Origin of the sequence: Streptomyces sp. bgisy159 (assembly GCF_965341775.1) — a bacterium.
In the GTDB taxonomy this organism is placed as follows: domain Bacteria; phylum Actinomycetota; class Actinomycetes; order Streptomycetales; family Streptomycetaceae; genus Streptomyces.
Genome location: NZ_CBDQZH010000007.1, coordinates 164,054 through 176,258 on the forward strand (window position 1 = coordinate 164,054; position 12,205 = coordinate 176,258).

A 12,205-nucleotide genomic window follows, 5' to 3' on the forward strand; every position below is an offset into this window, starting at 1 on the left:
CCGCAGGGTCCCGACGACCGCTCACATCTCGAAGGACTCGTGGTGGATACGGCGGGCCGGCACCCCGGCGCCGCGCAGCGCCTCGTACACCGCCCGGGCGAACCCGGTCGGGCCGCACATGAAGACGTCGTGCTCCTCGATGTCGGGGATCTTGCGCCGCAGCGAGTCGGCCGAGATGTCGGGCCGCTCACCGTCCGGGCTGTTCACCGCGTACATCAGCCGCGCCCCGCGCTCGTCGGCGATCCGCGCCAGCTCGTCCCACAGCGCCAGGTCCTGGGTGCTGTTGGCCCGGTACAGCAGCGTGATGTCGCCGGCCGCGCCGGGCAGCGTCTCGAACAGGGCCCGCATCGGGGTGATGCCCACCCCGCCGGCCACCAGCAGCACCTTGCCCCGGCTGCGCCGGGACGCCGTCAGGGCGCCGTACGGGCCCTCGGCCCACACCCGGGTTCCCGGCGTCAGCCCGCGCAGCGCCGCGCTGTGGTCGCCGATCGCCTTGACCGTGATCCGCAGCAGGTCGGGGCGCGGGGCGGCCGACAGCGAGTACGGGTGGGAGCTGAACCGCATCCCCGGCGCCAGGAACCGCCACCGGAAGAACTGCCCGGCCTCCGCACCCATCCGGTGCAGTCTGTGTCCGCCGATGAGCACCGACACGATGCCCGGCGTCTCCTCGATGACCGCCTCCACCCTCATGCGGTGGCGCAGGTTCAGCCGGAGCGGGGTGAGGATCCGGTACCAGACCACCAGGGCGGTGACCGTGCCGTACAGCGCGTACCAGGCGGTCTTCGCCGCCGGTTCGACGGCGAAGTCGTTGCCGGTGGTGATCTGGTGCCAGAACGTCAGGAACACCGCCGCGTAGGTCAGCAGGTGGACGTGGTACCAGGTGTCGTACGGCAGCCGGCGCCGCACCCCGCCGACGGACACCAGCCCGATGACGAACAGCAGGCCCGTGCCGATGGCGGCCTTGCCCATGTCCGGCAGCTGGTTGACGGAGTCGACGGTCTGCCCGACGATGTCGCCCAGCGACTTGCCGGCCTGCAGCGCGTACCCCCACATGGTGAGGAAGACGTGCGCCACCACCAGGCTGAGCGTGTAACGGCCGCTCATCGCGTGCCAGCGCGCCACCCGGTCGGAGCCCACCCGGCGCTCCAGCGCGGGCACCCGGGCCATCTGCAGCACCACCAGCGCCATCAGGTAGCCGGCCAGCAGTCCGGTGATCCGGCCGGCGTTGAGGATCCAGCCGGTGTCGTCGGCGACGGCCGGCGTGTTGGCCCACCACAGCCCCAGCACTCCCGCCGCGCCCGCCCAAACGGCGACGAGCAGCGGGACGGCCGGGGAGCGGCGCGGACGGATGCGGCGCATCGTCTGGCGGCGGGCGGCACGCCCGCCTGCGATCGTGGTGGTCACGGTTCCTCCGTGGGGACTTGACCCTTGGCCCACAGATACGTGCCACGACGGCCGAGTGTTCAGTGCCGCGCCGCCCGTTCAGAGTCCGGCCGAGTCGAGCGCGGACTGGAGTGACTCCCGGTAACCGTCACTGGTGTACGTCGCCCCCGAGACGGTGTCGATCTCCGCGCTCTGGGCCGCCAGCGCCTCGCTGCGCAGCCGCGGCAGGGCATAGGCGTTGATCTGTTCGTCGCGCGGGTTGTCCTGCGGGTACTCCACGGCCGTCACGTCCGTGATCTTCCCGTCCCGTACGGTGATCCGGACCTGGACAGGGCCCCAGCGGGTGTCCACGGAGTCGCCGGTGACCGTCGTGTCGACCCCGCTCGTGCCGCTGGAGCCGCCCGACGCGCTCGGCGCGCTCGACGCGGCGGACGGCGGGGGCGCCGCCGCCTCGGGCGCGGTGTGCGGCTTCAGCGACAGCAGCAGGACGAACCCGGAGACGGTGGCGGCACCCGCCAGCACGATCCGGCGCAGCGGACGGGTCTTCTTCAGCGCGTGCACGTCACGGACCTCACAGCTCGAACGACTCGTGGTGGATACGGCGGTCCGGAACCCCGGCGGCGCGCAGCGCCGCGTACACGTCCCGGGCGAAGCCGGGCGGGCCGCACAGGTAGACGTCGTGCGCGTGCAGACCGGGCACGGCCGACCGCAGCGACTCGGCGTCCAGCCGGGGACGCTCGCCGTGCGGGCCGTTGAGGGCGTACAGCACCCGCGCCCCGCGCCAGGCCGCCACGGCCTCCAGTTCCCCGCCCAGCGCCAGGTCCTCCGCGCCGTGCGCCCGGTACAGCAGGGTGACCTCGCCCGGCAGCGTCTCGAACAGCGCGCGCAGCGGGGTGATGCCGACGCCGGCCGCGATCAGCAGCGACCGGGGCGAGGTCCGCCGGTCGGCGGTCAGCGCGCCGTACGGTCCCTCCGCCCACACGCGGGTGCCGGGACGCAGCAGGGCCACGCCCGCGCTGTGCGTGCCCAGCGCCTTCACCGTGATCCGCATCAGGTCCCCGCGGGGCGGCGCCGACAGCGAGTACGGCGACGAGGTCCAGGCCAGCTCCCGGGTCAGGAACCGCCACCGGAAGAACTGCCCGGCCCGCGCGTCCAGCTCGCCCAGCCGCCGCCCGCGCACCACGACCGAGTACACACCGGGCGCCTCCGGCTGCACCGACTCCACCCGCAGCCGGTGGCGCAGGTTCAGCCGTACGGGCACCAGCACCCGGAACCACAGGACCAGACCGGCCACCCCCAGGTACAGCGCGTACCAGGCGGCGGTGGCCACCGGGTGTCCGTTGAAGTCGTTCCCCAGGACGAGCTGGTGGCTGAACGCCAGGAACACGGCCGCGTAGGTCAGCAGATGCACGTAGTACCAGAACTCGTGGCTGGTACGGCGGCGCACGGCACGCATCGACGTCACACCGACCGCGAGGAGGATCACCGTGCCGAGGGTGGTCCGCAGCATCTCCGGGTAGTCCGTGACCACGGTCAGCGTCTCGCGCAGCAGTGACTGGCCGTCCTGGGCGGCGTACCCGGCGAGGATCAGCACCACGTGCGCCACCAGCAGGCAGATCGTGTAGCGGCCGGCCATCGCGTGCCAGCGCGCCACCCGGTCGGAGCCGATCCGCCGCTCCAGCAGCGGCACCCGTGCCATCAGGCCGACGAGCACCGCGCAGGCGTACCCGCTCAGCAGGCCCGCGATCCGCCCGGCGCCGGTCAGCCAGCCGGCCGCGCCGACCACGGAGCCGGTGTCGTGCCACCACAGGGCGACGACGGCGGCCGCCCCCGCCCACAGGGCGGCCAGGAGCGGTCCGGCGGGGGAGGGCCGGGCGGGCGGTGCCACGGGGGGTGCCGTGCGCGGCGGCTGGAGGGTGCTCATGGATCGGGTCCTTTCGCCTGTCGCGCCCACTGTGCGGGCCCAACCTTTGAAGGACCTCTCAACGGGACCCCGCGCGGCGGACTCAGAGGAAACTCAGAGCCGCCGCAGAGGCACACCGGTCCCGCCAGGGGCGATGCTGGAGGCAGCCATGAACACCACTCGCTCCGGGCGCCCCGCCCTGACCCGCCCCGACGGCACCCCGCTGCGCGTCCTCGTCGTCGACGACGACCCCGACCTCGCCGAGGTGCTCTCCGGGGCGCTGCGCTACGAGGGCTGGCAGGTCCGCACCGCCGGCGACGGCGCCTGCGCGCTGACCGCCGCCCGCGAGCTGCTGCCCGACGCCGTCGTCCTGGACGTGATGCTCCCCGACACCGACGGCTTCGCCGTCCTGCGCGCGCTGCACGGCGTGCGTCCGGACGTGTGCGTGCTGTTCCTCACCGCCCGGGACGCGGTCGAGGACCGGATCGCCGGGATCACCGCGGGCGGCGACGACTACGTCACCAAGCCGTTCAGCCTGGAGGAGGTCGTCGCCCGGCTGCGCGGCCTGCTGCGCCGCGCCGGGATGGCCCGCCAGGCCGAGGAGGGACCCCGGCTGACCGTCGGCGACCTGGTCATGGACGAGGAGGCCCGCGAGGTGACCCGGGGAGGCGAGCTGATCGAACTGTCACCGACCGAGTTCGAGCTGCTGCGTTTCCTGATGCGCAATCCGCGCCGGGTGCTGAGCAAGGCGCAGATCCTCGACCGGGTGTGGTCCTACGACTTCGGCGGCCGCGCCCACGTGGTGGAGCTGTACATCTCCTACCTGCGCAAGAAGGTGGACGCCGGCCGCGAGCCGCTGATCCACACCGTGCGCGGGGCGGGGTACGTGCTGAAGCCGGCGACGCGGTGAGGGCCCCGCGGTGGTCCTGGTCACCGTCCTGGCCGCGCACGCTGCGGACCCGGCTGACCGTCGGACTGGTGGTGCTGCTGGCCGTCGGCAGCGCCGCGGTGGGGGTGGCGGCCGTGGTCGAGCTGGAGCGCTTCCTGACCGGCCGGGTCGACCAGCAGCTCGCCGAGGCCGGCCCCCGCTTCCCCGCGAGCCTGGAGCGCGGCGGAGTGCCGGACGGCCGCGACGACCACGACGGCGACGAACTCGGCGACACCCGGCACCAGGCCACCGGCACCTTCGGCGCCCGGCTGGTGGACGGCGAGGTGACGCACGCGGCGGTGATCCGCTCGGGCGACGCTGCGGCGGACCTCGACGCCGGCCTCACCCCCGGGGACGAGCGCAGGCTCGCCGCCGTGCCCGTCGACGGGCACGGCCACACGATCCGCCTCTCCGGCCTCGACGAGTACCGGGTCAGGGCGGTCCGGGGACTCGACGGCGATGTCATGATCACCGGGTTGCCGCTGGAGCCGGTGGAAGCCGCCGGACACCGGCTGATGCTGGTGTCCGGCGTCGTCTTCGGCATCGTGCTCACCGCCACCGGCGTGGCCGGGGCACTGTGGGTGCGCTGGTCGCTGCGCCCGCTCAGCCGGGTCGCGGCGACCGCCACCCGGGTCAGCGAACTGCCGCTGGCCAGCGGCGAGGTGGCCCTGCCGCCGCGGGTGCCGGACGCCGATCCGCGCACCGAGGTGGGCCGCCTGGCGGCCGCCTTCAACCGGATGCTGGGGCATGTGGAGGGCGCGCTGACCAAGCGCCACGCGAGCGAGGAGCGGCTGCGCCGGTTCGCCGCCGACGCCAGCCACGAGCTGCGCACCCCGGTGGCCTCGGTGCGCGGCCACGCCGAGCTGGCGCTGCTCCATCCGGGACCGGTGACCCCGGAGGTGACGCGGGCGCTGGAGCGGATCGCGGCGGAGTCGGCCCGGATGGGGGAGATGGTCGACGAGATGCTGCTGCTGGCCCGGCTGGACGCCGGCCGGCCGCTGGAGCGCCGCCCGGTGGATCTGACCCGCCTGGTGCTGGACGCCGTCACGGACGCGCGCGCCGCCGGTCCCGGCCACCGCTGGGAACTGGAGCTGCCCGAGGAGCCGGTGACCGTCGAGGGCGACGCCCACCGTCTGCACCAGGTGGTGGCCAACCTGCTGGCCAACGCGCGTCTGCACACGCCCCGGGGCACCAAGGTGACGGTGGCCCTGCGGGTGGCGGACGCGGAGGCGGTCCTCACCGTGCACGACGACGGGCCGGGCGTCCCCGCCGAGATCCGGCCCACCGTCTTCGAACGCTTCACCCGTGCCGATCGCCGCCGCGTGGACGCCTCCGGCGGAGGAGCGGGCCTGGGCCTGTCGATCGTGTCGGCGGTGGTCGCGGCCCACGACGGGAGCGTGCGGCTGGACAGCGAGCCGGGGTCGACGACGTTCACCGTACGGCTCCGGGCCACGTCGGCGTCCTGACCGGGGAGCCGGGGGCCGGGCTTCAGGTCACCGACGGGGGCAGCGGCAGCGGCAGGCCGGGCAGTCCGTCCATGCTGACGGCGATGTGCTCCTTCGTGCCGAAGTAGGCGTCGAGCGAGGCGTCGTCCTCCCGTTCGAAGCGCCGTCGGTGCAGGTCGCGGTCGGCGTCGTAGGTCATGAAGGGCACCGCGTAGCCGCAGGTGTCGCGGACGAGTTCGGCGCGGACGACGATGATCGCGCGCAGCCCGTGCGGGCGGGGGTCGATGTCCGGGAAGCGGGCGAGGAGCCCGGGGAAGCGGGGGTCGTCGCGGAAGACCGGCTCACCGCGCCCGTGCACCCGCACGATGTTCGGCGGCCCCTGGAAGGCGCACCACATCAGTGTGATCCGCCCGTTCTCGCGGAGGTGGGCGACGGTCTCCGCGTTCGATCCCGCGAAGTCCAGATAGGCCACGGTGTGCTCGTCGAGCACCGCGAAGGAGCCCTTGAGGCCCTTGGGGGAGAGGTTGACCGTGCCGTCGCCGGACAGGGGCGCGGTCGCGGTGAAGAAGACCGGCTGCGACTCGATGAAGGACCGGAGCCTGCCGTCGATGCGTTCGTGGGTCTTTCCCATGAGCGACGAGTATCCGGCAAGATCTTTCATCTGTCTAAGGAGTTTGCCCCCCTCGCTCGGGCGCGGACCCCGGACGCGGGCCCCCGGGCACCGGTGCCCGGCCCCGGAGCGCCGCCCCGGCGGTATGACGCACCGGGGCGGCCTCGGGTCGGTCAGATCACTTGTTCAGGGCGCAGCCGGCCAGGGCGTCGAGGCCCTGCGGGCGGTCCGCCGTGCGGCCGATGGCCGTGGCGATGCGGTTGATCGTCGCGACGCGCTTGCTCTGCAGCGGGCCGAGGATGGCGTTGTCGACGAAGTTGGGGCCGCCCTGTCCGACGGTGTTGACCAGGCGCGTGTTGGCCTCCTGGATCTGCTTCTGGAGGAGGGCGAGGTTGCGGTCCACCTCGGCCTGCGCGGAGGCCGGCACGTCGGGCAGCCGGGAGGCCACGTCCGGGCAGGTGATGGTGCCGACGGCCGCGTTCCCGGCACCGCCGCCGGCGTTCCCGTTGCCGTTGCCGTTGTTCCCCGCGTTCCCCATGTCGCCGGCGTTGTTGTCGCCCGCGTTTCCGTTGTTCTCGGCGTTCCCCGCTCCGTCCCCGGCGTTCCCCGCCCCGCCCCCGGCGTTCAGCACACACCCGGCGAGCGATTCGAGCCCCTGCGGCTTGGCAGCCGTGCGCCCGATGGAGATGGCGATCCGCTCGATGGTGGACGCGCGCTTGCCCTGCAGCGGGCCGAGGATGGCGTTGTCGACGAAGTTGGGGCCGCCCTGTCCGACGGTGTTGACCAGGCGCGTGTTGGCCTCCTGGATCTGCTTCTGGAGAAGGGCGAGGTTGCGGTCCACCTCGGCCCGTGCGGAGGCCGGCACGTCCGGCAGCCGCGAGGCCACGTCCGGGCAGCTGATCGTCCCCGGCGACGCGAGGGTCCGGGCGGCGGTGGTGTCCTTCTTCTCGGACGTCTCCCCGGCGAGGGCGGAACCGGCGATGACGGCGCCGGAGAGCACCACGGCGGCGGCGCCGCCGATGAACGCCACGCGACGCTTGTTGTACTTCGGAAGAGCCCTGGACATGCGGATGCCTCACTACGGGTCGGAGGGTTCGTCGGTCGAATCGCGGCGCCTGCGTTCGGCGAGAGGTACGAGCAAGCGGTTTCCCGCGTTCAAAGAGGCGCGGGATCCGGCAGGAATTGACGAATCATGCAGTGCTCTGCATAATCATGCAGAAGTGCGGTTCGTCCGTCGACACACCGAGGAGCAGCGCAAGTGAGCAGCAACAGCGGAGACGTCCGGCTCTGGGGCGGCCGTTTCGCCGACGGTCCCGCCGAGGCCCTGGCCAAGCTGTCCGCGTCCGTCCACTTCGACTGGCGGCTCGCGCCCTACGACATCGCCGGTTCGCGTGCCCACGCGCGCGTGCTGCACCGGGCGGGGCTGCTCACCGAGGACGAGCTGGCCCGGATGACCGCCGGGCTGGACCGGCTCGAAGCCGACGTGGCGGACGGCTCCTTCGTCGGCACCGTCGCCGACGAGGACGTGCACACCGCCCTGGAACGCGGCCTGCTGGAGCGGCTCGGCCCCGACCTGGGCGGCAAGCTCCGGGCCGGCCGGTCCCGCAACGACCAGGTGGCCACCCTCTTCCGGATGTACCTGCGCGACCACGCCCGGATCATCGGCGGTCTGATCGCCGACCTCCAGGACGCGCTGATCGGCCTGGCCGAGGCTCACCCGGACGTGGCGATGCCCGGCCGCACCCACCTTCAGCACGCCCAGCCGGTGCTCTTCGCCCACCACGTCCTCGCGCACGTCCAGTCGCTGTCCCGGGACGCCGAGCGGCTGCGCCAGTGGGACGCGCGTACGGCGGTCTCGCCCTACGGCTCGGGCGCGCTCGCCGGCTCCTCCCTGGGCCTGGACCCGGAGGCGGTCGCCCAGGACCTCGGTTTCGAGCACGGCTCGGCGGCCAACTCCATCGACGGCACGGCCTCGCGCGACTTCGTCGCCGAATTCGCCTTCATCACCGCGATGATCGGGGTCGACCTCTCCCGGATCGCCGAGGAGATCATCATCTGGAACACGAAGGAGTTCTCCTTCGTGACCCTGCACGATGCCTTCTCCACCGGCTCGTCGATCATGCCGCAGAAGAAGAACCCGGACATCGCGGAGCTGGCGCGCGGCAAGAGCGGCCGGCTCATCGGCAATCTGACCGGCCTGCTCGCCACCCTCAAGGCCCTCCCGCTCGCGTACAACCGCGACCTTCAGGAGGACAAGGAGCCGGTGTTCGACTCCTGCGACCAGCTGGAGGTCCTGCTGCCCGCCTTCACCGGCATGATGGCCACCCTCACCGTGCACCGCGAGCGCATGGAGGAACTGGCGCCGGCCGGCTTCTCGCTGGCCACCGACATCGCCGAGTGGCTGGTCAGGCAGGGCGTGCCGTTCCGGGTGGCGCACGAGGTGGCCGGGGAGTGCGTGAAGGTCGCCGAGGCCGAGGGCAAGGAGCTGGGCGACCTGACCGACGAGCAGTTCGCGAAGATCTCCTCCCACCTCACCCCCGAGGTCCGCACGGTCCTCGACGTCCCCGGCGCCCTGGCCTCCCGTGACGGACGCGGCGGTACGGCGCCCAGCGCGGTCGCCGTCCAGCTGGCCGAGGTGAAGGCGGACGTCGCGGCCCAGCACGAGTGGGCGACCGCCAGGAAGTGAGGTGAGGGCATCGCGGGTTACGTTGGTCGGGCAGCGTCAAGGAACCGACCGAACGGAGCCCGCGATGCCCTTCGCCCGCCTGGCCTCTGCGACGACCCCCACCTGCCACATCGGCCTGGGGCTGGCCGCCGTCGGCCGCCCGGGCTACATCAATCTGGGCCGGGACCGCGACCTGCCCGAGGACCGCACCGTCGACGCGCTGCGCGAGCGCACCCACGAACTCCTCGACGCCGCCTACGCGCAGGGCGTGCGCTACTTCGACGTCGCCCGCTCCTACGGCCGTTCCGAGGAGTTCCTCGCCGACTGGCTGCGCGCCCGCCCCGACGTCGACGACGTCGTCATCGGCAGCAAGTGGGGCTACTCCTACACCGCCGACTGGTCCACCGAGGCCGAGGTGCACGAGGTGAAGGACCACGGCCTCGCGACGTACGAGCGGCAGCGCGCCGAGAGCCGGGCCCTGCTCGGCGACCGCCTCGACCTCTACCAGATCCACTCCGTGACCCCCGACAGCCCCGCGCTCACGGACAAGGAACTCCACGCCCGGCTCGCCGAGGCCGCCGCCGAGGGCCTCACCGTCGGCTTCTCCACCAGTGGCCCCGACCAGGCCGCCGCCGTCCGCGCCGCGCTCGCCGTCACGGTCGACGGCGAACCCCTCTTCCGTACCGTCCAGTCGACCTACAACGCCCTGGAGACCTCGGCCGGCCCCGCGCTCGCCGAAGCGTACGACGCCGGGCTCACGGTGATCGTCAAGGAGGGCATGGCCAACGGGCGGCTCGCCGAGCCGAACGCGCCCGACGCGCTGAAGGCGGTGGCGCGGGAGACCGGCCTGGGCTGCGACGCGGTCGCCCTCGCGGTGATCCTGCGCCGGCCGTGGGCCGGGGTCGTCCTCTCCGGCGCCGCCACCACGCTCCAGCTCGCCTCGAACCTGCACGCCCCGGCCGTCGACCTCGACGAGGACCAGGCGTCCCGGCTCGCCGCCCTGGTGGAGGAGCCCGGCGCCTACTGGGAGCGGCGCGGGTACCTGCCCTGGCACTGACGGCACCTGCCCCGGGTCCCGCCCGAAGACCGGACGTCCATCCCACCCAGCCTGAGCCACGCACGCCTATTGTGAGACGTGACTGTCTCACATGGGTTATGGTTGTCTCATGGCTGTCGATCGTGACCAGGTGCTCCGCAGCGCCGCCGCCCTGCTGACCCGGAGATCCACCGCGACCATGGACGAGGTCGCCAAGGCCGCCGGGATCAGCCGGGCCACCCTGCACCGGCACTTCGCCGGGCGGGACGCGCTCGTCCGGGCGCTGGAGTCGCTCGGCATCGCCGAGTGCGAGGCCGCCCTGGACGCGGCCCGCATCGACGACGGCCCCGCGGCCGACGCGGTACGGCGCCTGGTCCGCGCACTGGAGCCCGCCGCCGGGCTGCTCGCCTTCCTCTACACCGAGAACCAGCTGTTCGAGGGGGAGGAGGTCGACGCGGGCTGGTCCCGGATGGACGACCGGATCTCCGCCCTGTTCCGGCGCGGCCAGCTGGACGGCGAGTTCCGCATCGACCTGACGCCGGCGTGGCTCACCGAGGCGCTGTTCGGACTGCTCGCCTCCGGCGCCTGGGTCGTGCAGAGCGGCAAGGGCGCCCCCAAGGACTTCCACCACATGACCACCGAGCTGCTGCTCGGCGGCGCACTGCGAAGAGAGGAATCATGACCAGCACCCTGCGGCCGGCGGTCACGGCGGAGACGGAGGGGCGCCCGGGCCGCTGGCTCGCGCTCTGCGTCCTCGTCCTCGCCGTGCTGCTGGTGGCCGTGGACGCCACCGTCCTCGGCCTGGCCACCCCGTACATCAGTGAGGACCTGAAGCCCTCCGGCACGCAGCTGCTGTGGATCGGCGACGTCTACTCCTTCGTCATCGCCGGTCTGCTGGTCTCCATGGGCAGTCTCGGCGACCGCATCGGCCGCAAGCGGATCCTGCTGGGCGGCGCCACCGCGTTCGGCGCGATGTCCGTGCTGAACGCCTACGCCACCACCCCCGAGGCGATGATCGCGGCCCGTGCGCTGCTCGGAGTCGCCGGCGCGACCCTGATGCCGGCCACCCTCGCGCTGATCCGCAACCTCTTCCACGACCCGCGCGAACGCAGTCTGGCCGTGGGCATCTGGGGCGCCACGGCCTCCGCGGGCACGGCGGTCGGCCCGATCGCGGGCGGGTTCCTGCTGGAGCACTTCTGGTGGGGCTCGGTCTTCCTCGTCAACCTGCCCGTGATGGCGGTCCTCGTCGTGGTCGGCATCCGGCTGCTGCCCGAGTCCCGCGACCCGCACCCCGGCCCCTGGGACCCGGCCAGTGTCCTGCTGTCGCTGGTCGGCATGATCGGCCTGGTGTACGCCGTCAAGGAGGCGGCCGCGCACGGCGTCACCTGGCCCACCCTGGCCGCGGGCCTGCTGGGCGCGGGCGCGCTGTACGCCTTCGTGCGCCGCCAGCTGACCCTGCCCGACCCCCTGCTGGACATGCGGCTGTTCACCGACCGCGGCTTCAGCGGCGCGGTCCTCGCCGACCTGCTGACCATCCTGGGCCTGTCCGGGCTGGTGTTCTTCCTCTCCCAGTACCTGCAACTCGTACAGGGCAGGCCTCCGTTCGAGGCGGGCCTGGCCGAGCTCCCGGCGGCCGTCGGCGCCGTGGCGGCGGGCCTGGTGGCCGGCCGCGCGGCTCGCCGGTTCTCGGTGCGCTCGGTGGTCTCCGGCGGCCTCGCGGCGGTCGGCCTGGCGCTGGCCGCGCTGGCCACCGTGGACGCCTCGACCGGCTATCCCCTGCTCGGCGCGGCCCTGCTGGTGGTCGGCGTCGGCGCCGGGTTCTCCTTCACGGTGACCGCCGACGTCATCCTGTCCACGGTCTCGAAGGAGAAGGCCGGCGCCGCCTCCGCCGTCTCCGAGACGGCGTACGAACTCGGCGCGGCCCTCGGCATCGCGGTCCTCGGCTCCATCGTGACCGGCGTCTACCGCGGCTTCCCGGCTCCCGCAGGCACCCCGGCGGAGGCCCACGAGTCCCTCGGCAACGCGGTGGAGACGGCGCGGGCCCTGCCGCCGGACACGGCCCGGGCGCTGCTGTCGTCGGCCCGCGACTCCTTCGTCGACGGCTTGACGACAGCGGCCGCCGCGGGCGCGACGGTCCTGCTGGCGGCGTCGGTGGCGGCGTGGTTCATGCTGCGAGACGCCCGGCTGGAGAGCCGGCCGTAGCGAAGCGGGGCGGCGCCACTGGTGCCGCCCCGG

11 protein-coding genes are annotated in these 12,205 nt (G+C 73.3%); 6 read left to right on the forward strand and 5 right to left on the reverse strand.

Translation table 11 applies throughout. From position 1 onward, the window contains the following. Positions 1-21 precede the first annotated feature (21 nt). From ACSLTV_RS10135 to ACSLTV_RS10145, 3 genes are all read right to left on the reverse strand, one after another. Positions 22-1,404 carry a ferredoxin reductase family protein gene (locus ACSLTV_RS10135; protein WP_432155710.1) on the reverse strand — a complete coding sequence of 461 codons (1,383 nt, stop codon included), beginning with the start codon at positions 1,402-1,404 and terminating at the stop codon, positions 22-24. Positions 1,405-1,482: 78 nt separating this feature from the next. After that, entirely contained in the window at positions 1,483-1,944 is a 462-nt protein-coding gene (locus ACSLTV_RS10140) for an FMN-binding protein (RefSeq protein WP_432155711.1), read from the reverse strand. A 10-nt stretch (positions 1,945-1,954) separates the two neighbouring features. Beyond that, positions 1,955-3,307 (reverse strand): ferredoxin reductase family protein, encoded by a 1,353-nt coding sequence (locus ACSLTV_RS10145; RefSeq protein WP_435611996.1) that lies wholly within the window; start codon positions 3,305-3,307, stop codon positions 1,955-1,957. Between the two features lie 148 nt (positions 3,308-3,455). On the opposite strand from ACSLTV_RS10145, the gene ACSLTV_RS10150 reads away from it, so the two are divergent. Both ACSLTV_RS10150 and ACSLTV_RS10155 read left to right on the forward strand, forming a co-directional pair. Then, positions 3,456-4,196, forward strand: coding sequence for a response regulator transcription factor (locus ACSLTV_RS10150; protein ID WP_432155713.1), 741 nt, complete (start codon positions 3,456-3,458; stop codon positions 4,194-4,196). Continuing rightward, positions 4,193-5,680, forward strand: coding sequence for a sensor histidine kinase (locus tag ACSLTV_RS10155; RefSeq protein WP_435611997.1), 1,488 nt, complete (start codon positions 4,193-4,195; stop codon positions 5,678-5,680). Before ACSLTV_RS10150 ends, ACSLTV_RS10155 begins: the two co-directional genes overlap by 4 nt. 22 nt (positions 5,681-5,702) lie before the next feature. On the opposite strand, the gene ACSLTV_RS10160 is transcribed toward ACSLTV_RS10155, so the two are convergent. Both ACSLTV_RS10160 and ACSLTV_RS10165 read right to left on the reverse strand, forming a co-directional pair. Then, entirely contained in the window at positions 5,703-6,290 is a 588-nt protein-coding gene (locus tag ACSLTV_RS10160) for a pyridoxamine 5'-phosphate oxidase family protein (RefSeq protein ID WP_432134474.1), read from the reverse strand. Positions 6,291-6,447: 157 nt separating this feature from the next. Next, positions 6,448-7,335 carry a hypothetical protein gene (locus tag ACSLTV_RS10165; RefSeq protein WP_432134473.1) on the reverse strand — a complete coding sequence of 296 codons (888 nt, stop codon included), beginning with the start codon at positions 7,333-7,335 and terminating at the stop codon, positions 6,448-6,450. Positions 7,336-7,527: 192 nt separating this feature from the next. Here ACSLTV_RS10165 and argH point away from each other — a divergent pair, with 192 nt between their 5' ends. The 4 genes from argH to ACSLTV_RS10185 all read left to right on the forward strand — a co-directional run bounded on the left by argH (position 7,528) and on the right by ACSLTV_RS10185 (position 12,172). After that, positions 7,528-8,955 carry an argininosuccinate lyase gene (gene argH, locus ACSLTV_RS10170; protein ID WP_432134472.1) on the forward strand — a complete coding sequence of 476 codons (1,428 nt, stop codon included), beginning with the start codon at positions 7,528-7,530 and terminating at the stop codon, positions 8,953-8,955. A 64-nt stretch (positions 8,956-9,019) separates the two neighbouring features. After that, a complete protein-coding gene (locus ACSLTV_RS10175) occupies positions 9,020-9,991 on the forward strand; it encodes an aldo/keto reductase (protein ID WP_432134471.1) in 972 nt (323 codons plus the stop codon). A gap of 109 nt (positions 9,992-10,100) precedes the next feature. Then, positions 10,101-10,652 (forward strand): TetR/AcrR family transcriptional regulator, encoded by a 552-nt coding sequence (locus ACSLTV_RS10180; protein ID WP_432134470.1) that lies wholly within the window; start codon positions 10,101-10,103, stop codon positions 10,650-10,652. Continuing rightward, entirely contained in the window at positions 10,649-12,172 is a 1,524-nt protein-coding gene (locus ACSLTV_RS10185; RefSeq protein ID WP_432134469.1) for an MFS transporter, read from the forward strand. The genes ACSLTV_RS10180 and ACSLTV_RS10185 overlap by 4 nt, the downstream gene beginning before the upstream one ends. Positions 12,173-12,205: the final 33 nt, after the last annotated feature.